Raw genomic sequence first — 19,431 nt, 5'->3', positions numbered from 1 at the left:
GGCGGTCGTCGGAGGCGAGGAGCAGCACAGCCGAGGCGATGGCCACGACGTTGACCCAGATTCCGCGGTCCTTCAGCTCATGGGCGAAAGACCGGCCGAGGCAGCGCACGGCACCTTGGCGGCTCCGTAGACCGCCAGGTCAGGCAACGAGGCCTGAGCCGGACTGCCGGCGTTCACCACGGCCAACGAGCCATCCACCAGAAGCCGGGTCAGCTTCCGGACCATGAAGAACACGCCGCGGAAATTGACCGCGATCTCATCATCGGAAGCGGGAGTGGTCGAGCTCCTCGAAAGGACCGAAGTGGGCGACGCCGGCGTTGACGAAGAGGATGTCGAGCCGACCGCCGACCGCGTCCTCGGCACACGTGGCCGGGAGACCGAGGTCTTCGAAGCTGCGCACACCGGTTCGTACGACCGAGGCGTCCCCCAGCTCAGCCAACTCCTTGCGAGTGTGCTGAGTCGCTCCTCATCACCCTCCGTGACGCCCTTGCCGCCTCCATGAGAATGCGCTTGGCGGTGGCGGAGCGGATTCCCACGGTGTCGCCGTGATGACCGGTGTCTTGCCCGCGAGCTTCATTGTTCCCCCATTGGACTGAGAGCGTCTGCCTGCTGACGCACTCTCCCGAAGGCCAGTGCCGAAAGAGTGACGGTCGGCTGACGATGAGCGGACGCCCGGTCCCGAAACTGGGGTAGCAAGGTGCGCGGAGGTACGCACGGCGGGGTGCGAGACGGTGTCCCCGTACCGTCCGCGGACACTGCACGGTCCTTCTGAGGGGGGAAGATCATGGCCTCGGACGGGCATTGCCTAGCGGGGTCGGACCGGACTACACCTGCTTGGCGCCGCCGTCGACGAAGATCTCGGTGCCGGTGACGAAGCCGGGGTGGTGATGAGGCCGGGGGAGACGGTGTTGACGCGGATGCCGCGCCCGCTCAGTTCGTCTGCCCAGGTGCGGGAGAAGGCGCGGATGGCGGCCGATGATGTCTCTCCTGTGTTCGCGGCAGCCCGACGGTCGCCGGTTCCTTCACGAACCTCATGACCGCACCACGACACAGCGACGGCCCAACGTTCGACGATGCGCGGGCCTTCGCACACCGCGCCCCGACGCGGCGCGTCGGTGAACCATCCAGGAGCGCGGCACCGTGTTTCCACGTGGACCTTGCGAACCTCCGGCCGAGCCCCACTGCACGCCACCCCCACCGCATGGCGCCTTTGGCCGGCAGCGGCGCCGACGCCGCCATGACGGCGGTTCCCGGTCCCCTCATCATCCAGTGACTTACGGAGGATCCTTGTTCAGAGACTCGCGTTCCGCCGAACCTCCCCTCGCCGGGGAGGCGCCGCGGGCGAACACCCGTCGTGGCTTCCTGCGCTCGGCCGCCGTCGCCGGAGCGGCCTCGGCGTTGTCGGCGGGCCTGACCGTCGGCGCCCCTACGGCCCAGGCCGCGACCGTCGCGGATCTCACGCTGCCGCCGGCCGGACCGGACATCGCCCCGCTGCATCTCCGCGTGCCGCAGAGCGCGCTCGACGACCTGCGGCGTCGGCTGGCCGCGGCCCGGCTGCCGGAGGCGGAGACCGTCGAGGACGGCTCCCAGGGTGCCCAGCTCGGCCGGCTGCGCCCCCTCGTCCAGCACTGGCGCACCCGGTACGACTGGCGTGACCTGGAGAACCGGCTGAACGCGGCCGGCCAGTACCGCACGCTGATCGACGGGATGGGGATCCACTTCCTGCACGTCCGGTCCAAGCACCCCGACGCTCTGCCGGTGATCCTCAACCACGGCTGGCCCGGCTCCTTCGTCGAGTTCCTCGACACGATCGGCCCCCTCACCGACCCCACCCGGTACGGCGGCAGCGCCCGCGACGCGTTCCACGTCGTCATCCCCTCGATGCCCGGGTACGGATTCTCCGACCGGCCGACGCGGACCGGATGGGATCCCGGGCGCATCGCCTCCGCGTGGATCGAGCTGATGCGGCGACTGGGCTACCGCCGCTACATCGCCCAGGGCGGAGACTGGGGAGCGGCCGTCACCACGCAGATGGCCAAGCAGCGGCCGGTCGGCCTGCTCGGCGTGCACCTCAACCTGCCCGAGTTCCTGCTGAGCAACACCGCCCTCGGCGACAGCACCCCGGAGGAACAGGCCGCGATCGCCCAGCAGCAGGTCTTCGAGACGCAGGGCTCCGGCTACTTCCGGGAACAGGCCACCCGCCCCCAGACCATCGGCTACGGACTCGCCGACTCGCCCACGGGGCAGGCCGCGTGGATCTTCGAGAAGTTCACGGACTGGACGGACAGCGACCACCGCCCGGAACGCGTCCTCGGCTACGACCGCATGCTCGACGACATCACCCTGTACTGGCTGACGAACACGGCCGCCTCCTCGGCGCGGCTGTACTGGGAGGCCACCCGTAACAGCCACGGCCTGACCGTGCTCGACCTGCCGGTCGGCCTCAGCGTCTTCCCCGCGGAACTGGTCCGCACACCGAAGGTATGGGCGCAGAAGGCGTACAAGGACCTCGTCTACTTCAACAACGACATCCCCGCCGGCGGCCACTTCGCCGCGTTCGAGCAGCCCCAGATCTTCACGGAGGAACTGCGGGCCTACGCCCGTCTCGTGCGCTGACTCCCCCGCCCGGCACTCCAAGGAGGGTGCCGGGCGGGTCTCCGTGACGACGACGGTGAGGGCTTCGCGCTCGTACAACGAGCCGGTAGACCCGGCTTGTTGAGAGCGCGATCCCGCGGTCCACCATCACCTTGCGCAGATGCCAGCGCAAGTGCCCTGCTCAGAGCAGTGGTCATGAAGTCGTCGCTGACATGGGTGTAGAGCCCCCACCACCCCGCCGACCGGCTGCCTTCCAGAACTACCTCGACGACACGGTCAAGCCAAAGTCCTGCTCCGCGACGTCGGGCGCGGAGTGCGCGTCGGCGGGCTGCCTGGCATCAGTACGGGGACACCCCCGCGAGCGCACGCGATGGCCGCGGCGTACCCCTCCTCGGCCTCCTCGGCGTGGACCACACCGAGCTGAACCCTTTGAGCCCCCTGCACCGTGCTACAGGTATGAACTCATGCCTGCCCATTGGTGTCCGGCCGAGTGGTGCAACAGGGTCGGACGGCATGGATGTACATCTCTCTGCCGAGAGACCGCCGATATTGCTGTCCTCTCTCTGACCTTCCCTGGACGGGGTCGTGGGCTCCCCGACGGAGGAAACATGCCAAAAGCGATCACCCTGACCGACTTCGGCGGTCCTGACATGTTGCGATGGACTGATGTCCCGCTTCCCCAGCCGGGCGAGGGGCAGATCAGGGTGAAGGTGAAGGCCGCGGGCGTCGGCCCGACCGATCTCGCTCTGCGGTCGGGTCGCCTCAAGGCCTTCTCGCTCCAGCGGAACGCCGTACTCGGCTTCGAGGTCGCTGGCACCGTCGACGCGCTGGGGCCTGGAGTGACCGGAACGCGGGTCGGCAAGGAAGTCGCAGCGCTGCTTTTCGACCTTGGTGGATACGCCGAAGACGCCGTCGCCTCGATGTGGGTCGAGAAGCCAACGTCCGTTCCGTGGGCGGCCGCGGCCTCCCTGCCAGCTTCGGCCGAGGCAGCAGCGGGGGTTCTGCGGCAGTTGGGGGTGAAGACGGGCGACACGCTGCTGGTGCTCGGCGGTGGCGGAGCCGTCGGCCTGATCGCGACGCAGTTGGCTGTCGCACAGGGCATCAAGGTGGTGAGTGCCGTAGGCGCGCGGGACGACGCACTGGTCACCTCCCTGGACGCCACGCCCGTACGCTACGGCGCCGAACTGGTCGACGCGGTCCGGAGTGTCGGGGCCGTCGACTTCGCGTTCGACGCGTCCGGCAAGGGAGTGCTGGCGGACGCGATCGCGTTGACCGGAGCCGCCGACCGCGTCATCACCTTGTCCGACCCCACCGCGGCGGACTTCGGTGTCGCACTGTCACATCCCGCTCCGGAGCGGGCTCCTCACGCCCTGGAGGACACCATGCCCATGCTGGCGCAGGGGCGGCTCCGGCTGCGGGAGTACACAACCATGCGCATGCAGGACGCCGGCGAGGCGCACCGCCTGCTGGAGAGCGGTCAGGTGCACGAGCGCGTCGTACTGACCCTATGACCGTATGACTCGCGATGGGTGGGCGACCGGCGCCCCGGATCGGTCCCCTGGACGCCGGCCGCATTGGACGTGCTGAACCAGGCAGGAACGCGCATGCGCGCTTGCGCCTATCCCGGATGCGCGGCGGCCAGAAGGCCGAGTCCCAGGAGGCTCTCCGCGGTGGCCGCGACAGCGTCCTCACTGCTGCGGGGGCTCCAGCCGAGCACGGTGCGGGCCTTGTCGTTGCTGACATGGCGGACCTTGCCCAGGTTGGGCAGCAGGCCCTTCAGCGCCGGGTTGACCTCGGCGGCCCTGCGTACCGTCTCGTCCGGGAGTTCGATGGCCGGGACGGCACCGGCGGCATCGCCGAGCCGGTCGCGGATGGCGAGCGCGATCTGGTGCAGGGAGACGGCGTCGCCGGCGGCGGCGATGAAGCGTTCACCGGCGGCCTTGGGGTCGGTCATGGCCTTCAGGTGCAGGTCGGCGGCGTCGCGGACGTCGACGACGGCGAAGTACAGGCGGGGTGTGCCCGGCATGGCGCCGCTGAACAGGCCGGTGATCATGCTGATCGAAGAGGAGTGGTCGCCTCCGACGACGGGGCCGAAGATGCCGACCGGGGCGACGGTGGTGAGTTGGAGTCCGTTGCCCTCGCGCGCTACGAAGTCCCAGGCGGCCCGCTCGGCCAGCACCTTGGACCTGATGTAGGCGGGGATGTCGCTGTCCGGGTCGGTCCAGTCGTCCTCGGTGAAGGGCTGTTCGGTGACGGGCCTGCCGTAGCCGACGGCGGCGAACGAGGAGGTGACCACCACGCGTTCGACGCCTGCGTCGCGGGCCGCGCGCAGCACGCGCAGCGTGCCTTCCCGGGCCGGGACGATCAGGTCGTCCTCGTGGTCGGGCTCGCCGCCCGGGAAGGGGGAGGCGGTGTGCAGGACGTAGCGGCAGCCCGCCACCGCCTCGGCCCATCCCGCGTCCGCGGTGAGGTCCGCCGCCACGAACGTGAGCCGCTCCCCCGCGTCCACGCCCATGGCCGCCAAGTCCCCGCGGACCTGCGCCTCTCGCCTGAGAGACCGCACCGTGGTGCGGACCTGGTATCCCTCACCGAGCGCCTGGGCGATCACACGGCCGCCCAGGAACCCGGAGCCTCCGGTGACCAGGACGGTATCGGTCGACGTATCGGTCGACGTGCTGCTCATGGCCAAGCTCCTTTGTCTTTTGATACGCGTACTGGCGGGTCCGCCGGACGCCGTCCAGATGAGGAAGGGGTCGGCTGCGACTAACTGGTCAGCGCCGGCAGCAACAGGGCGTCCATGACCGCGATGAGCTGGTCGGCGTCGGCCTCGGTGCCGGTGAAGAGCTTCTCCACGAAGACGCTGCCCATCAGGAACATCTCGGCGTGCGCCAGGGCCGGGTTGTCGGCACGGATCGTTCCCCGCTCGACGTGCCGGGCCAGGATCGTGCGCAGCGCGGCGAGGTAGGGGGCGAACAGGACGTCCCGCAGGGCCTGGGCGAGGGCCGGGTCGGACACGACGGCCTGCCAGATCCCCAGGGTCGGGGCACCCTGCGGGTGCGGCTCGGGCATCATGCGGGCCAGCGCCACCAGGTCGTCGCGCAGCCCGCCGGTGTCGATGGGCGGCAGGGGCGGGTACTTGCGTGCCGTCATCGCCGTGATCACGAGCCTGGGCTTGTTCTCCCACCGCCGGTACAGCGTGGCCGTGCTCGCTTTCGTCCGTCTGGCCACCTCGTCCACGGTCGCCTGCTCGTAGCCGACTTCGGCGACCAGGTCGAAGGTGGCATCGAGGATCTCGCGCTCACGCTCCTCCGTCAGCCGCTTGCGCCGGTTGGAGGCCGGTGCCTGCTTGCTCATCAGTGACTCCCGCCGTCCAGGTCGCCGGTCCCCGCGCGCCCGTCTGGACGGCCAGCATCGAAAACGAGTTTTCGACTATACGTTTTCGATAAGCGACCGGCAAGTCCGCCGCGAAGCGCGTCGGCACAGCGGTCCCGAGGTCGCTTCGGTCTCCGCTGATGCCGGGGCGGACTGCGGACCAGGGTGATAGAGAGATGCCGGGACGGCGATCCTCACGGTCTGTGTATGACGGCCCTGCACCCGGAAAGCGGCGGCGATGTTCTTCAATGGCCCCGCGCACGTGCACACCGATGCCACGCTCTTCCCGGCCAGTACCGGCGTCCCCGTCGAGCAGGATCTGGCAGTCCTACGGGAGGTCATCGGCGTACGAGTGGTGCCACAGGGTGGCGGTCCTGCCCGCCTGTCTCAGCTGGAGCGATGATCCGGTCCGTGGCATCACGCGTACCGACCTCGCCCGCGAACTCGACCCCTCCGAGAAGGGCATGCTGTCCTACACCCTGGGGCAGGCCATGTGCCAGATCTTCGCCGGGCGTCAGCTATCCGTCCGGTTCTTCATGCACGTCGCCCGCTACGCCTCCGCCTGCAATCTCACCTTCACCCCGGGCAGAGCCGGGCGGACTTCTTCGGAGAGCGGACCGTCGGCGGCCACGTCGTCGCGGAAGCCAAGGGCCGCTCAGGTCCGCTGCCGAAGGGGCTACGCGGAGCCATGGAAGAACAGAAGGGGACAGTCAAGACCATCAAGGGCGAAGTGCCGAAGATCGCATACGCGAGCGCGGTGCACTTCTCGTCCCCCCAAGGCCCGATGCATCTGACGGCGATCGGCCCGGACGCAGCCGGCCCACACGCCGTAGACCTTCCCGTCGCCCCGGACCTATATGTGCTGGCCTACTACACGCCGTTCCTGGACGCCTTCGCCCATCAGGAACCACTCATTCTGGGCGACTACGTCATGGCTGGCTTCGCGGCGCTCGGCGTAACACTCGGCGTCTTGTCGCCAGTACTGCAGCGTGTGGAACGGGCGGCTCGACGCCACGAAGTCGCGGGTCTTCGCAACGACATCCTGAGCCTGCTCGCCCGCCACCGCCCTCGCCAGGAGCGCACGCTCTACATCGACGGCACTCTTTTCGCTGCAGACTGGACGCTTCCTGAGGACCGGCACCGCCCGGGCCGTCGGGACAGCGAGGTGCTCCCCGGCTTCCTGCACGAGGCGTTCCGCAGCTTGAACGAGGAGGACGACTGGCGAGTAGTGGCCGTGGAGGAGGGGGACCTCGACTGGCGGGATCTGTCCCCTGCCAGGGGCTCCATGCCGGGAATCCTCCCCAGGGTGATCTCCTCGAGGGCTGAGGCAATGGACGGCCGCTGCAGATTCACCGCCGCGGTGTGGACGCCGCCAACGGCCTGTCGGGCGCTGTCCCGGTACCCGGTCCACGCGTTGTGCAGACCGGCTTATCCGCGTCGGTCCGGCGACACGAGTTTCGCCGGGCAGCCCAACGTGGCAACTCCAGCAGGTCGATGCGAATGTCGACGATGGTGGTGCGGCCTGTCCGGGGCGACGACAGAGCCTCCCGGTTGCACCGAGGGTGCCGAGAGTGGTGCCGATTTCCCCGCGGATCCCCGACCGACGTCGCCGCTCACCAGCGAGGGAGAGATCCCCTTGCTCGTCTTGGCCGTACCCTCAGTACTCCGGTCACGCCCACAGGGATACGCGATCGGCTGCGGCACCGCCCGCCACCACGCCTCCACCGGCACCTACCCCACCGCCTGACCGATCTCCTCGACCGCATCCTTCCTCCACTCCCGCGGCTCCGAGGATGTCGATGACCGTACCGACTTCATCGTCACGGACCGCGTCGGAGGCAACGGCAGGCTGCTACACGAGATGCGCGACGAGATCACGGCTCAGCGCAGAGGTCCTGTCAGGGTGGTTCCCGGCGGGGCTTCTCCGTGTCACCCGCTATCACTCAGCTATTACGAACTGGGCGGACCCTCCCAGAACATGTGCCACGGGGACCGTCAACGCGGGGCAGGCGGATGCGGCCACTCCGACAGAGCCGGTCGCCCCGAGATCGGCATCGGTCAAGATCCGGACCAGTCCCGGGCCGGTGGTCCCGACAACCTCCCCACGGTTGCCATACCCGCAGGTCAGCGAGCTTCTTGCGCTGTACCACCAACAGACGAAGAACCTCCTCGTCTCGTACAGCCCGAAGAAGCTCGGGTTCTTCTAGGGCCCGGGATCGGCTGTCCGGAGGGTTCGTCGAGTGGTGGCGGGCCGGGCGCTGTTCACATCGGTGGGGCGGCGCCCGTCAGGAGGCTGTGGGCCAGTGGGGTCGCCGAGTGTTCCACGTGTTTGCCGTCGCGGTGGCTGACGATCAGGCCCGCGCCGCGGAGCACGCCGATCTGGTAGCTCGCGCTCGCCGGTGCCAGGCCGAGGGCCGCCGCCACCTGGGTCGTGGTGCGGATGCGGTGTCCCGCCACGTCGGCGAGGACGGCGCTCCGCGTGCGGCCCAGCAGCCGGTCCAGGCGCTGCCCGCCGGCCCGCACGATCTCCAACGGCCGCTTCTCGACGGGGTACACGAGCACCGGATCGAGGTCCGGGTCGGCGAGGGCGGTGGGTCTGCGCCAGCAGAAGTACGACGGCACGAGCACGAGTCCGCGGCCCTCCAGCCGTAACTCCCGGTCGACGGGGTAGTCCACGTCGAGGTACGGCGGGTTCCAGCGGGCGAACGGGCGCAGTCCGTCCAGGAGCGCGGCGGTCCCTCCGTCGAGAAGCGTCCGGGTGCGCAGGGCGACGTCGTCGCTCACCGCGTACCGCACATGGTCCCAGTACGGTTCCAGCAGCGTGCGGAACGAGTCCCGCATGGCGTTCGCGACGAGTCCGAGGGAGCGCAGGGTCGGCTCGTGCAGGCCTCCCGCCCTGCGCCGTAAGGGAGTTGACGCGGTGAGCCGGGTGAGGTCCGCCGCCAGCCGGTCGCGGGGTGTGGCCCGCACCGCCTCCAGCCCGGCCTCCAGGCCCTCGCCCGTGACAGGGGGCGTCAGAAAGTCCGGGATGTAGCCGGAGACCGGGACGAGGATGCGCAGCGCGCGCAGGGCACGGGCGCCCCGGACGTCGTACGACATCCGCTCCGCGGTCTCCCGGCGCCAGCGACCGAACTCCAGTGGTCCCTGATGCGTCTGCCAGCGGCAGACCCCGCACATCAACTCCCACAGGGGGTCGGGTCGTTGAGCGAGCCGTACGTTCTGCAGGTCGCGTGAGTCGAAGTGGATGCGCAGCAAGTGGTTCCCCGAAGGCGAGCCGACGTTCCCGGCGCCGGTGCCCGTCGTGCGCTGCCGGCGGCGGAGAAGAGCACACCGGACAGCAGCGGCTCCGCTCCCGCGACGCGGGGACCACAACGCCCCCGCGGCCACGAAAGCGGCCACCACTCGCTCCCCCGAACGCACCACGGCCTCCCCCGCCCCGCCGCGGCGCTGCGTCGATCCTGTCGGGGCCGTCCGGCCCTGAGAAGATCACGGCGCGAAGAGGATCGGCTCCTGTTCGATAACCTTTCCTGTATGAGAGCCGGTGGCGTACGGGAGCCGAGCGTCCACCAACTGCGGCTGTTCCTCGTGCTCGCCGAGGAGTTGCACTTCGGCAGGGCCGCGGCGCGGGTGTACGTGACCCAGCCCGCGTTCAGCCAGCAGATCAGGTCCCTCGAACAGCGGCTGGGCGTCGCGCTGGTCGAGCGCGGCGGCCGGGTCGTACGGCTCACCGCCGCCGGCCGGGCACTCGTCGAGGAGGCGGAGGCGGTGGTCGGCGCGATGGCCCGGCTACTCAGGGCCGCCGACCGGCACGCCGGGACCGCACGCGGGCGCCTGCGGATCGGCAGTCTGGGCGCGGAGGCCGCCATGCCCCACGCACAGGCCGTCCTCGCCCGCCTCCGTGACCGGCACCCTGAGCTCGAGGTCGAGGTCCGCAACGTCACCTTCCTCGACATGTTCGGCACCCTGCTCACCGGCGAGGTCGACGCCGCCTTCCTGCGCGGCCCGCTGCCGGCCGGGATGCAGTCCCTGCATCTGGCCAGTGAGCCGCGGGTCGTCGTGCTGCCCGCCGACGACCCGCTCGCGGACCGCGGTCCCCTCACGCTCGCCCAGCTCGCCGACCGCGCGGTCGTCGACATGCCCCCGGAAGTGCCGCGTCCGTGGTGGGATCACCTCACCGTCAATCCGCGCCCCGACGGCACGCCGGTCCGCTTCGGCCCGGTCGTCAGGGATACCGAGGCCATGGTCCTCGCCGTGACGCAGCGGCAGGCGATCACCTTCCTGCCGGCCGCGGCCCGCCGCCTGTACCCGCGGGCCGGCATCGCCTATGTCGACGTACCGGAGTTGGGGCTTTCCACGTCCGAACTCGCCTGGCTCCCCGAGAACCGGGACGATCCGCCGGTCGCCGCCCTGCGGGAAGCGGCCCACCAGGTGCTCCGAGAAGCACCTGGCACCGACGGACCAGCCTGAACGCCTACTCGTCGACGACCGACCCGAAGTGCGCCCCATGCGCGGTGCCACCCACTGCCCCGGCTCCGTACGCCCACGAGCCCTCGGCGAGCAGCCCGCTCCCGGACGCGGGCAGCACCCAGATCGCGCCGTCTCCCGCGTTCTCGTCGGGTGCGCCGGCCAGGAGTTCGGACCGGCCGTCGCCGTCGGTGTCGATCAGCCGCACCTGGGCGCCCCACGCGTCGTCGTCCTCCGCGACGCCGGGGATACCGGGGGTGTTCTGGTCGAAGTACTGCGCGCCGGTGCCGGTCAGGCCCGCCCGCGCACCACGCAGCAGCGAGACCGCGCCCGCGGCGCCGTGGCCGGCCACGTCCTCCCCCGGCGCGCCGACGGCCACGTCCGCGAAGCCGTCCCCGTCGACGTCGGACACCGACAGGTCGTTGCCCCAGGCGTCGCCCGTCTCCCCCGTGCCGGGCACGTCCGGGGAGTCCTGCGACCACCACTCCGGGGCGGTGCCGGGGCCCTCCGGTCCGCCGGGGCCTTCCCCGCCGCCGTAGTAGACGCCGATCAGGCCGCCGGGCGCGTCCGCGTCACCGGCGGTCTCGTCCACGCCGCTGCGCTGGCCGACGACGAGGTCGTCGCAGCCGTCGCCGTTGATGTCACCGGAGGCCGTGCCCAGGCCACCGTGCAGGTCGCTCCGGTAGGCCAGGCCCTCGGTGCCGCCCGTGTAGAGGGCGGACCAGCCCTTGGCGTAGTCGTCGTCGGGGCTGTACCCGGAGACGACCAGGTCGGCGAGACCGTCGTTGTCGTAGTCGCCCGTGGTCAGGTAGGCGGGCTGGAGGGTACGGCCCGTGGAGTGCGGGGTGCCGACCCGGCGGAGCACGCCCGCGTGGTACGTGAAGACGCTCAGTCCGTTCTGGTCGAGTGCGACGAGCTGGTCGGCGACGGTGTCCCCGGAGAAGTGCGCGGCGGACACCGCGAGGCCGAACCGGGCGCCCGCGGTGGGCTGTTCCGCGGTGAGGGTGGCCGTGCGCTCGGCGCCGAGGCCCGCCGCGGACCCGTAGAGGACCGTGACCCGGCCCGTACGGTCGTCCTCGCCGGGCACGCCGATGACGGCGTCGTCGTAGAGGTCGCCGTCGAGGTCGCCGGTGGCGACGGCCTGGCCGAAGCGGTCGCCCGTCTCGGAGGCGCCGGGTACGCCTCTGGAGGACTGGCTGAGGACCTGGACCCGCCCCTTGGGGACGGTGTTCCGGGTGCCGATGCCGTTGGGCGCGCCGTACTGGACGGTCACGTATCCGGCGCCTTCCTTGCCGTCGACGGTGCCGTCCGGGGCGCCGGTGAGGAGGTCGGCGTACCCGTCGCCGTCGAAGTCGTTGTTGCGGTCGGCGGCCGAACTGGCGCCGGGGATCCCGGCGAACGCGGACGGCGCGGCGAGGATGCCGGCCCCCGTCAGCAGCAGGAAGGAGGCGGCCGCCACGGCGGTTCTGCCCGCGGTACGACGGGTCGCGCGCACTGTGTTGTTCATCTCTGTTTCCCCCGTTGGCGATTGATGGTCAGTCAGTCGGGTGGTGGAGGAGCGAAGGTAGATGCCGTGCACAGGCGGACGCCAACCATTCGACGACCGTCGAAATGGCGGCCCGCCCGCGCTCAAGGGCGCTCACACCGTCGCCCGGGTCCAGCCCGCGAGGAACGTCAGGGCCTGTGCCGAGGGCGAGTTGGGCTCGGCCGTGTAGACGAGCAGGGACTGGTCGGTCGTGCCGCGGACGTCCAGGACCTGGAAGTCGAGGGTCAGCGGTCCGGCCACGGGGTGCACGAAGTCCTTGCGGCCCTGGCGCTGGGCACGGACGTGGTAACCGGCCCACCAGCGGCGGAAGTCGGCGTCCTTCAGCGACAACTCACCGATGAGACGCGCCAGTTGCGGGTCGTCCGGGTAGCGTCCGGCGTCCATCCTCAGGTAGGCCACGCACTCCTTGCCGACCTTCTCCCAGTCCGGGAACATGCCGCGGATCCCGGGGTCGAGGAAGGCGAGCCACAGGTGGTTGCGGCGTTCGGGGGCGAGTTCGGCGAAGTCGGTGAACAGGGCAGCGCCCAGGCTGTTCCAGGCGAGGATGTCCATCCGCCGGCCCAGGACGAGGGCGGGCACCCCGGTCATGCTGTCGAGCAGGACCCGCGTGGCGGAGGACACCGACTGCCGGGAGGACCGGGACGGCGGTGCTCCGGCGTCGGCGGCGCGGCGCAGCAGGTACTCCTGCTCGTCAAGGCGCAGGCCGAGGGCCCGGGAGAGTGCCGTGAGGACCTCGGTGGAGGCGGAGCGCACCCGGCCCTGTTCGAGGCGGACGATGTAGTCGACGCTGACGCCGGCGAGCGCGGCCAGCTCCTCGCGCCGCAGCCCCGGCACCCGGCGCAGCCCGGTGGACGGCAGCCCGGCCTGCTCGGCGGTCACCCGCGCACGGCAGGCCCGCAGGTAGTCACCCAGCTCCGTCATCGTCTCCGTCCTCTCCTTACCGCACCGCTCTGACGGCCCCGGCCGGCGATCGGCTACGGCGGCTTCCCGTCCCCGGCAGGCCACCGGCCGTCACCGCGCCCCGCCCCGACCGCCCACGACCGTCCCGTTCTCCGCCACAACCCGACCGCCCACGGCCGTCCCCCTCTCCGCCGAACCGGTTCTCCGCCTCGACCGGTGCCCCGTCACGCCCCTCAGGCCACCGACCGAGTGTCGTCGTGATCCGTCGACAGGGCCAACTCCCGCCACGCCAGCGACTCCTCGCGCAGCTCCGTGAGCTTCGCCTCCAGCGTGGCCACCGAGTCGCTGCCCAACTGGGCGCGCAGCGGCGGGACTTCCGCGTCGGCCAGCGCGAGGACGGCGGTCGCGGCCTTGACCGGGTCGCCGGGCTGGGTGTGGTTGAGGCCGGGGATCAGGCCGCGCACCGCGCCGGCGGTCCCCTCGTAGTCGGCGATGACCGCGTCCTCGACCTGCAGGCTGCTGGAGTCGAGGAAGTCGGTGCGGAAATAGCCCGGTTCGACGACCGTGACATGGATCCCGAGCGGCGCCACCTCCTCGTACAGCGCCTCGGAGAGGCCCTCGACGGCGAACTTGGTCGAGCAGTACACCCCGAAGGCCGCGCTGCTCCGGAAGCCGCCGAGCGAGCCGATGTTCAGCACCCGGCCCGACCGCTGCCGCCGCAGGACCGGCAGCACCGCCCGGGTGACGTGCAGCAGTCCGAAGACGTTCGTGTCGTACAGGGCCCGCACCGCGGCGGCCGAGGACTCCTCGATCGCGCCCATCAGACCGCGCCCGGCGTTGTTGACGAGCACGTCGATCGTCCCGAACCGCTCCACCGCGGCCGCCACCGCGTCCTGCGCCTGCGCTTCGTCGGTGACGTCGAGCGCCACCGCGAGCAGCCGGTCCGCGTACCCCGGCAGCGCCTTCTCGACGTCCTCGGGACGGCGGGCGGTCGCCACGACGTCGTCGCCCCGCTCCAGGGCCTGCCGGGCGATCTCCAGGCCGAAACCGCGGGACGCTCCGGTGATGAACCACGTGGTCATAGTGACATTCCTCTTGAGGACGGCTCGATGCCGGCCGGTCGGCGGGCACCGACCATGCTGGTCGGAGCGTCCGCGCCCAGCCAGGGAAAGATCTCCACAGGCAGCGGCGTCACACGACCGGCGCCGTCAGCAGCGACAGGTGGGCCAGGTCCCCGGGCGGCGGTGTCGTCACCGACCACAGCGGTGCCGGGTTGCCGTCGGCCACCGCGGCCGGGGCGTCGGTCAGGTTCATCCGCTCGCGCAGTCGGCCGTAGAAGTCCATGGGCCCCAGGCGTACGGCGCGCAGCCGCCGCGGTGCCGCGTACACGCCGATCCAGTCGCCCGGGTCGAGCACCCCGCGCAGCTGGCCGTCGATGCTGACCGCGGCGCGGCCGGAGCGTTCGAGGACGCGCAGTCCGATGATCTCGTCGGGGGCGGTGACGACGGAGCGGTCGAAGGTCATGTGCGGGGCGACCGGCGTGAAGACGAGCGCTTCGGCGCGCGGTGAGACGACGGGACCGCCGGCGGCGAAGCTGTAGGCGGTGGACCCGGTGGGCGTGGCCACGAGCAGCGCGTCCGCGGAGTACGACGCGAGCAGGCGCCCGGAGACGTAGACGCCGACGGAGACCTGGCGGTCCCGGGCGAGCTTCTCCAGGACGACGTCGTTGAGGGCGGTCACGTTGAGCGGGATGCCCCAGTCGGCGTCGATGTCGCAGTCGGGGCGCACCTGGGGAGGCGGCAGCAGGGGCCCGCGGCCGTACTCCATCAGCGCCTCCATGTCGGAGGGCACCTCCAGGCGCCGGGACGCCCGTACGGTGAGCAGCATCCGGCTGTCGAGGGTGAGCCGGTCCTCGCGCACCGCGTCCAGCGCGGCCCGTACCTCGGCGACCGGTACCTCGGTCAGGAAGCCGACCCGGCCCAGGTCGATGCCGAGGGCGAGTGCGTCGTTCTGGGCGGCGAGCCGGGCGCCGCGCAGGAAGGTGCCGTCGCCGCCGAGGGTGACGACGAGGTCGGGGTCGCCCGCGGCCTCGACCTCCTCGCGGGCGCTGTGCCGTCCACCGTCGTGCCACACGTCGATGTCCGCGCACCGCACGTCGTGCTCCGCGCACCAGGCACGCACCACGCGGGCCGCCTCCACGGCCTCCGCGCGACCGCCGTGCACGACCAGACCGAGCCGGTTCACCGTCATACCTGCCTCCGTTCGCCGACTGCCATCCGCCATCCGCCGTCCGAGCGGGTGCCCCCTCCATGCTCGGACCGAAACGGCTCCCCCGCACCGGGGCGGGCCGTACCACGCCGGTCCCGGCCCGCGCTCCCCGCCGGGTCGGGGGGTCCGGAGGGCTCGCCGCGAGCAGGTCCGCCCGCGCCTCGAAGCGGTTGGGGCAAGAAACGACAGTTGGGGACATGCCGTCGCGCCGAGGGCCGTCGGGCACTGAGATGGCCCCACCGTCGGAACGTACAGGTGGCCGGTGTGGCCGTGCCAGGCGCGGCCGAAGGAAGGTTCCGCTGACTCTCCGAAGCCGCTCCGGACGCCATGATCATCGTGGACGACTCCGGCATCATCAAGCTCGTCAACGCCCGGACCGAGACCCTCTTCGGCTACCGGCGCGAGGAGTTGCTCGACCGTCCCGTGGAACTGCTCATGCCGCACCGCTTCCGCGGCGGGTACGCCGCCGCCAACCGCCAGGTCCGTCCGATGGGCGCCGGACTCGACCTGCACGGGCTGCGCAGGGACGGCACGAAGTTCCCGGTCGAGATCAGCCTGAGCCCGCTGGAGACGACGGACGGTCTGCTGGCGTCCGCCGCGGTCCGCGACCTCAGCGACCTCCCCCAGTCTCGGCTTCGCTCGACCACAGGGCGCCGGTGTGGGCGGCGACTGGTTCGACCTGATCCCGCTGGGCGCCGGGCGGGTAGGCGTGCTCATCGGTGACGTGATGCGCCGCGGGCTCGAAGCGGCCGCCGTCATGGGCCAGTTGCGCTCGGCCGCGCACGCGCTCGCCAAGACCGGGATGCAACCACGCCAGTTGATGCAGGAGCTGGAGTCCTGCGTCACCGACCTCGGCGTCCCCGACCAGTTGGTCACCCGCGGTTTCCATACCGGACCGCTCAGCCGTCCCACGTCCAGTCGGCGGTCTCCGGCAGGTCGGTGCCGTGGGCGTGGATCCAGTCGTGGTGGCGCAGGCGGGCGTCCTCCATCCGCTGGCGGACGCCCGCCGCGCGTACGGCGAGCCCGGGGACGCGGTCGATGACGTCCATGACCAGGCGGTAGCGGTCGAGGTCGTTGCGGACGACCATGTCGAACGGGGTGGTGGTCGTGCCGATCTCCTTGTAGCCGCGCACGTGCAGGTTGCGGTGCCCGGTGCGCCGGTAGGCGAGGCGGTGGATGAGCCACGGATAGCCGTGGTAGGCGAAGATCACCGGCTTGTCGGCGGTGAAGAGGCCGTCGTACTCGAAGTCGTTCAGTCCGTGCGGATGTTCCTCGCTCGGAAGAAGACGCGCGATGTCGACGACGTTGACGACCCGGACGGTCAGCCCGGGCAGCTCACGGCGGAGCAACTGGGCGGCGGCCAGCACCTCCTGGGTCGGCACGTCCCCCGCGCAGGCGAGCACCACGTCCGGTTCGCGCGTGCCGTCCTCGGTCCCGGCCCACTCCCAGATGCCGGCGCCCCGGGCACAGTGGACGCGCGCCTGGTCCATGGACAGCCAGTCGAAGCAGGGCTGCTTCCCCGCGACGATCACGTTGACGTAGGCACGGCTGCGCAGCGCGTGGTCGGCCACGGACAGCAGGGTGTTGGCGTCCGGCGGCAGATAGACCCGGACCGCTTCGGGGCTCTTGTTGAGGATGTGGTCGACGAAACCGGGGTCCTGGTGCGAGAAGCCGTTGTGGTCCTGGCGCCAGACGTGGGACGTGAGCAGGTAGTTGAGGGAGGCGATCGGAGCGCGCCAGGGCAGCCTGCGGGTCACCCGCAGCCACTTGATGTGCTGGTTGACCATCGAGTCGACGATATGCGCGAAGGCCTCGTAGCTGGAGAACAGTCCGTGCCGGCCGGTCAGCAGATACCCCTCCAGCCAGCCCTGGCAGGTGTGTTCGGAGAGGATCTCCATCACCCGGCCGTGCCGGTCGAGGTGTTCGTCGACCTGGAGGGTCTGCGCCTGCCAGGCCTTGCCGCTGGCCGCGTAGACGGCCTGGAGCCGGTTGGAGGCGGTCTCGTCGGGGCCGACCAGCCTGAAGTCCCGCCGGTCCGCGGTGGCTTGCATGACGTCCTGGAGCAACTCGCCCAGTACACGGGTGGGTTCATGCATCGTCGCGCCGGGCTTGTCGACGTCGACCGCGTGCTTCTCCAGTGGGGGCAACGGCAGTTCGCGCAGCAGCAGTCCGCCGTTGGCGTGCGGAGTGGCGCCGAGGCGGCGGGTGCCCTCGGGGACGCAGGCCAGGACCTGCTCGCGGGGGCGGCCGTCGGTGTCGAAGAGTTCCTCGGGCCGGTAGGAGCGCAGCCAGTTCTCCAGCCGGCGCAGGTGGTCGGGGTCGTCGCGGACGGCGGACAGCGGGACCTGGTGGGCCCGCCAGGTGCCCTCGACGGGCAGCCCGTCGACCTCGGCGGGGCCGGTCCAGCCCTTCGGGGTGCGCAGCACGATCACCGGCCAGCGGGGGCGGTCGCCCGTGCCGTGCTCGCGGGCGGCGCGCTGAAGGGCGGCGATCCGGTCCAGCGCGGTGTCCATGGCCTCGGCCATCGCCCGGTGCACGGCGGCCGGGTCGTCGCCGGTGACGTGCAGCGGATCGTGGCCGTACCCCTTGAGCAGGTCGTCGAGCTCCTCCTCGGGGAGCCGGGCGAGCACCGCCGGGTTGGCGATCTTGTAGCCGTTGAGGTGCAGGATCGGCAGCACGGCGCCGTCGTGGACGGGGTCGAGGAACTTGTTGGAGTGCCAGGAGGCGGCCAGCGGCCCGGTCTCCGCCTCGCCGTCGCCGATCACGCAGGCGACCACCAGGTCGGGGTTGTCGAGGGCGGCGCCGTACGCGTGCGAGAGCGCGTACCCCAGCTCACCGCCCTCGTGGATCGAACCGGGCGTCTCCGGCGCCACATGGCTGGGCACCCCGCCCGGGAACGAGAACTGCTTGAAGAGGCGGGCCATCCCCGCCGCGTCCCGGCTCACGTCCGGATAGGTCTCGGTGTACGACCCCTCCAGCCAGGAGTTGGCCAGCACCGCCGGTCCGCCGTGCCCGGGGCCCCACACGCACAGGGCGTTCAGGTCGCGGGCCCTGATGACGCGGTTGAGGTGGGTGTGCACCAGGTTCAGTCCTGGGGACGTGCCCCAGTGGCCGAGCAGCCGTGGCTTGACGTGCTCCGGCCTGAGCCGCTCGGTGAGCAGCGGGTTGGCCATCAGGTAGATCTGGCCGACGGCGAGGTAGTTCGCGGCACGCCAGTGGGCGTCGAGCGCCTCCAGTTCCTCCTGGCCGATCCGGGCGGACGCCTGCTGGGGCTCGGCGGACATGGGATTTCCCTTCCGGGGCGGGGGTGTCTGACGACGGGACGTGCGGGCCGTTCCGTGGACCCACCTTCCGTCAGAGCACCGGGTACCCGACAGGGCCTGTCGGGCCACTTCTCGCTGCCGCGGCTCGACCGGTCGGGTCGCTTTCGGGGCCGAGTGGCCCATGGCCGGGGCCCGCGCGCGGATGGACGGTGGAGACGGACGGACCACCCGGACGTCCCGTCCCGAAACCGGTCGCCCACCCGAAACCGGTCGCCCACCCGGAGCCGGTCGCCCACCCGGAGCCAGGAGATCGCCATGATGAGTGTGTCCACCACCCCGACCCTGCTGCGCGGGCTGCCGACCGAGCATCGCACCCGGCTGATGCGGATCGCCCGCCAGGTCAACATCCCGCAGGGCACCCGCCTGTTCGAGGAGGGGATACGCGCCGACCGGTTCTGGGTCCTGCGCACCGGCTCCGTCGCCCTCCGGTCATCGAGACGCTCGGCTTCGGCGACCTCGTCGGCTGGTCGTGGCTGTTCGAGCCGTACGCCTGGCAGCTGGGCACGGAGGCCGTGACGCCGGTGCGGGCGCACGAGTTCGACGCGGTCGCCGCGCGGATGATGTGCGCGGACGACCCGGAGTTCGGGCGGGCCGTGGAGCACTGGGTCGGCCGAGTCCTGGCCCACCGCCTCCACGCCACCCGCGTCCGCCTGCTGGACCTGTACGCACCTTACGGAAGCGGCAGCACGCTGTGAGGCGACGGGGCGGAAAGGCAGGTGGGCCGACGGGGCGGTAAGGCGTGGGCCGACGGGCCGGTAGGGCTCGTGTGCCGAAGGAGCGGTACGGCTGACGGGCCGGCGAGCGCCGGACACGCCGCGCATCCGGGAACGGTGCCGGTCACGCCGTAGGGCCGAAGCCCCGGCGCCCGACACGCCGTAGCGCGCAAGCACCCGCGCCAGTCACTCCGTAGCGGCAAAGGAGCGGCACCTTCCCGCCCCGCGCCGAAAGCCCCGCACCCTCCCG

General features: G+C 71.3%; 15 protein-coding genes and 3 pseudogenes. 7 read left to right on the top strand and 11 right to left on the bottom strand.

What is annotated here, in order from left to right:
- Nucleotides 1-72: 72 nt before the first annotated feature.
- The 3 genes and pseudogenes from ABZ896_RS10695 to ABZ896_RS10685 all read right to left on the bottom strand — a co-directional run.
- Entirely contained in the window at nucleotides 73-234 is a 162-nt protein-coding gene (locus tag ABZ896_RS10695) for a hypothetical protein (protein ID WP_360925192.1), read from the bottom strand.
- 25 nt (nucleotides 235-259) lie between these two features.
- Entirely contained in the window at nucleotides 260-439 is a 180-nt protein-coding gene (locus ABZ896_RS10690; protein ID WP_360925189.1) for a hypothetical protein, read from the bottom strand.
- Nucleotides 440-824: 385 nt separating this feature from the next.
- Nucleotides 825-979, bottom strand: a pseudogene (locus tag ABZ896_RS10685) (SDR family oxidoreductase); the annotation flags it as partial.
- Nucleotides 980-1,287: 308 nt separating this feature from the next.
- On the opposite strand from ABZ896_RS10685, the gene ABZ896_RS10680 reads away from it, so the two are divergent.
- Both ABZ896_RS10680 and ABZ896_RS10675 read left to right on the top strand, forming a co-directional pair.
- Complete coding sequence (locus ABZ896_RS10680; protein WP_360925186.1) at nucleotides 1,288-2,616, top strand: epoxide hydrolase; 1,329 nt, start codon at nucleotides 1,288-1,290, stop codon at nucleotides 2,614-2,616.
- A gap of 587 nt (nucleotides 2,617-3,203) precedes the next feature.
- Nucleotides 3,204-4,106 (top strand): alcohol dehydrogenase catalytic domain-containing protein, encoded by a 903-nt coding sequence (locus ABZ896_RS10675; RefSeq protein WP_360925183.1) that lies wholly within the window; start codon nucleotides 3,204-3,206, stop codon nucleotides 4,104-4,106.
- Between the two features lie 107 nt (nucleotides 4,107-4,213).
- Here ABZ896_RS10675 and ABZ896_RS10670 read toward each other — a convergent pair whose 3' ends face one another.
- Together ABZ896_RS10670 and ABZ896_RS10665 are read right to left on the bottom strand one after the other, a co-directional pair.
- Nucleotides 4,214-5,278 (bottom strand): aldehyde reductase, encoded by a 1,065-nt coding sequence (locus ABZ896_RS10670; protein WP_360925180.1) that lies wholly within the window; start codon nucleotides 5,276-5,278, stop codon nucleotides 4,214-4,216.
- A gap of 80 nt (nucleotides 5,279-5,358) precedes the next feature.
- Nucleotides 5,359-5,949 carry a TetR/AcrR family transcriptional regulator gene (locus tag ABZ896_RS10665; RefSeq protein ID WP_360925177.1) on the bottom strand — a complete coding sequence of 197 codons (591 nt, stop codon included), beginning with the start codon at nucleotides 5,947-5,949 and terminating at the stop codon, nucleotides 5,359-5,361.
- Between the two features lie 706 nt (nucleotides 5,950-6,655).
- Here ABZ896_RS10665 and ABZ896_RS10660 point away from each other — a divergent pair.
- The gene (locus ABZ896_RS10660; RefSeq protein WP_360925174.1) at nucleotides 6,656-7,714 is read left to right on the top strand and encodes a hypothetical protein; all 1,059 of its coding nucleotides are present in this window, start codon (nucleotides 6,656-6,658) and stop codon (nucleotides 7,712-7,714) included.
- A gap of 515 nt (nucleotides 7,715-8,229) precedes the next feature.
- Here the strand turns inward: ABZ896_RS10660 and ABZ896_RS10655 are convergent.
- Entirely contained in the window at nucleotides 8,230-9,222 is a 993-nt protein-coding gene (locus ABZ896_RS10655) for a winged helix-turn-helix domain-containing protein (RefSeq protein WP_360925171.1), read from the bottom strand.
- 276 nt (nucleotides 9,223-9,498) lie between these two features.
- On the opposite strand from ABZ896_RS10655, the gene ABZ896_RS10650 reads away from it, so the two are divergent.
- Nucleotides 9,499-10,434 carry a LysR family transcriptional regulator gene (locus ABZ896_RS10650; protein WP_360925168.1) on the top strand — a complete coding sequence of 312 codons (936 nt, stop codon included), beginning with the start codon at nucleotides 9,499-9,501 and terminating at the stop codon, nucleotides 10,432-10,434.
- Nucleotides 10,435-10,438: 4 nt separating this feature from the next.
- Here the strand turns inward: ABZ896_RS10650 and ABZ896_RS10645 are convergent, their stop codons facing one another.
- The 4 genes from ABZ896_RS10645 to ABZ896_RS10630 all read right to left on the bottom strand — a co-directional run bounded on the left by ABZ896_RS10645 (nucleotide 10,439) and on the right by ABZ896_RS10630 (nucleotide 15,127).
- The gene (locus tag ABZ896_RS10645; RefSeq protein WP_360925165.1) at nucleotides 10,439-11,938 is read right to left on the bottom strand and encodes an FG-GAP-like repeat-containing protein; all 1,500 of its coding nucleotides are present in this window, start codon (nucleotides 11,936-11,938) and stop codon (nucleotides 10,439-10,441) included.
- A gap of 132 nt (nucleotides 11,939-12,070) precedes the next feature.
- Nucleotides 12,071-12,898 carry a helix-turn-helix transcriptional regulator gene (locus ABZ896_RS10640; RefSeq protein WP_360925163.1) on the bottom strand — a complete coding sequence of 276 codons (828 nt, stop codon included), beginning with the start codon at nucleotides 12,896-12,898 and terminating at the stop codon, nucleotides 12,071-12,073.
- 212 nt (nucleotides 12,899-13,110) lie between these two features.
- Nucleotides 13,111-13,959, bottom strand: coding sequence for an oxidoreductase (locus ABZ896_RS10635; protein WP_360925160.1), 849 nt, complete (start codon nucleotides 13,957-13,959; stop codon nucleotides 13,111-13,113).
- Nucleotides 13,960-14,068: 109 nt separating this feature from the next.
- Nucleotides 14,069-15,127: an NAD(+)/NADH kinase gene (locus ABZ896_RS10630; RefSeq protein ID WP_360925157.1), complete on the bottom strand. Its 1,059-nt coding sequence runs from the start codon at nucleotides 15,125-15,127 to the stop codon at nucleotides 14,069-14,071.
- A gap of 345 nt (nucleotides 15,128-15,472) precedes the next feature.
- Between ABZ896_RS10630 and ABZ896_RS10625 the strand changes: the two genes are divergently transcribed.
- Both ABZ896_RS10625 and ABZ896_RS10620 read left to right on the top strand, forming a co-directional pair.
- Nucleotides 15,473-15,868: a PAS domain S-box protein gene (locus ABZ896_RS10625; protein ID WP_360925154.1), complete on the top strand. Its 396-nt coding sequence runs from the start codon at nucleotides 15,473-15,475 to the stop codon at nucleotides 15,866-15,868.
- A gap of 4 nt (nucleotides 15,869-15,872) precedes the next feature.
- A pseudogene (locus tag ABZ896_RS10620) lies at nucleotides 15,873-15,935 on the top strand (hypothetical protein); the annotation flags it as partial.
- A gap of 109 nt (nucleotides 15,936-16,044) precedes the next feature.
- Here ABZ896_RS10620 and ABZ896_RS10615 read toward each other — a convergent pair.
- Nucleotides 16,045-18,429, bottom strand: a complete 2,385-nt coding sequence (locus ABZ896_RS10615) for a phosphoketolase family protein (RefSeq protein WP_360925151.1) — start codon at nucleotides 18,427-18,429, stop codon at nucleotides 16,045-16,047.
- A gap of 297 nt (nucleotides 18,430-18,726) precedes the next feature.
- Here ABZ896_RS10615 and ABZ896_RS10610 point away from each other — a divergent pair.
- Nucleotides 18,727-19,163, top strand: a pseudogene (locus tag ABZ896_RS10610) (regulator).
- Nucleotides 19,164-19,431: the final 268 nt, after the last annotated feature.

Source organism: Streptomyces sp. NPDC047072, from assembly GCF_040643855.1.
Classification (GTDB): domain Bacteria; phylum Actinomycetota; class Actinomycetes; order Streptomycetales; family Streptomycetaceae; genus Streptomyces.
This window is presented reverse-complemented; position numbering and strand designations above follow the sequence as displayed.